Genomic DNA, 1188 nt, shown 5'->3' on the forward strand with positions numbered 1-1188 from the left:
GCGCGCTCGACGCCGTACCAGCCGAAGCCGTCGCGCGGCTTCGACGCCGCGATGCTCGCGTACTGCGGCATCGTGTGCGCGTTCTTCATCGCGGTGGTCGGCATCTCGGTGTTCGCGTCGTTCGTGAAGTTCTGGCCGTACCAGATGAGCCTCGGGCTGCAGCACTACGAGATGGGGTTGATCGGCGCCGGCATCTTCGACGCGTACAAGAACAGCCTGCGGATGGCCGCGACGGTCGCGCTCGGCGGCACGATCGTCGTGTTCGGCGGGGCGTACCTGATCGAGAAGACGCGCGGCGCGCGCTGGCTGCGCGGCTTCATCGCGCTGTGCGCGATCCTGCCGATGGGCGTGCCGGGGCTCGTGCTCGGCATCAGCTACATCTTCCTGTTCAACGCGCCCGGCAATCCGCTGAACGGGCTGTACGGCTCGCTGTGGCTGCTCGCGATCGTCACGGTGGTGCACTACTACGCGTCGAGCCACCTGACCGCCGTCACCGCGCTCCGGCAGATCGACAGCGAGTTCGAGGCCGTGTCCGCGTCGCTGAAGGTGCCGTTCTACAAGACCTTCGTGCGCGTGACCGTGCCCGTGTGCCTGCCCGCGATCCTGCTGATCGCGCGCTACCTGTTCGTCAACGGAATGACGACGGTCTCGGCCGTCGCGTTCCTCTACTCGCCCGATACGCAACCCGCGTCGGTCGCGATCCTGAACCTCGACGACGCGGGCCAGATGGGCCCGGCTGCCGCGATGGCCACGCTCGTGCTCGCGACCTCGTCGTTCGCGTGCGTGCTGTTCGCGTGCATCTCGCACCGCCTGTTGCGCCGCACGCAGGCCTGGCGCAATCCGCATCGCCGTTGATTCCCTGACTGTATTCACGTGACGTCCCGACTTCATCAAGGAGACACCATGACGCTCGCCGCCCAGCCCATCCTGCTCACCCCCGGCCCCCTGACGACCTCCGACACCACGCGCGACGCGATGCTGCGCGACTGGGGCTCGTGGGACAGCGACTTCAACGCGATCACCGCGCGGCTGCGCGAACGCCTGCTGCAGATCGTGCACGGCGAAGGCACGCACGAATGCGTGCCGCTGCAAGGCCCGGGCGGCCCAAGATCCGCCACACCGCCCGCGACTGGCTGACCAAGCTCCACCTGGTCGCGGCCGGTGCCGGCATCACCACAGCCACGCCGA

Annotated in this window: 2 protein-coding genes and 1 pseudogene; all 3 read left to right on the forward strand. The window is 68.2% G+C overall.

Features of this window, described 5'->3' with window-relative positions; translation table 11 throughout:
• Positions 1-855 (forward strand): ABC transporter permease subunit (locus tag ACWDD7_RS37820; protein ID WP_450460726.1); only part of this gene is annotated, 855 nt, incomplete at its 5' end.
• Between the two features lie 48 nt (positions 856-903).
• Positions 904-1137, forward strand: a complete 234-nt coding sequence (locus ACWDD7_RS37825) for a hypothetical protein (protein ID WP_450460727.1) — start codon at positions 904-906, stop codon at positions 1135-1137.
• Positions 1095-1188 (forward strand): annotated as a pseudogene (locus ACWDD7_RS37830) (LysR family transcriptional regulator); the annotation flags it as partial. The gene ACWDD7_RS37825 and the pseudogene ACWDD7_RS37830, both read left to right, overlap by 43 nt.

The sequence above is a fragment of the Streptomyces sp. NPDC001056 genome (assembly GCF_053598955.1).

What these genes read in the sequence shown, in the direction of transcription:
- ACWDD7_RS37825 (WP_450460727.1), top strand. Translation starts at nt 904, where the DNA reads ATGACGCTCGCCGCCCAGCCCATCCTGCTCACCCCCGGCCCCCTGACG.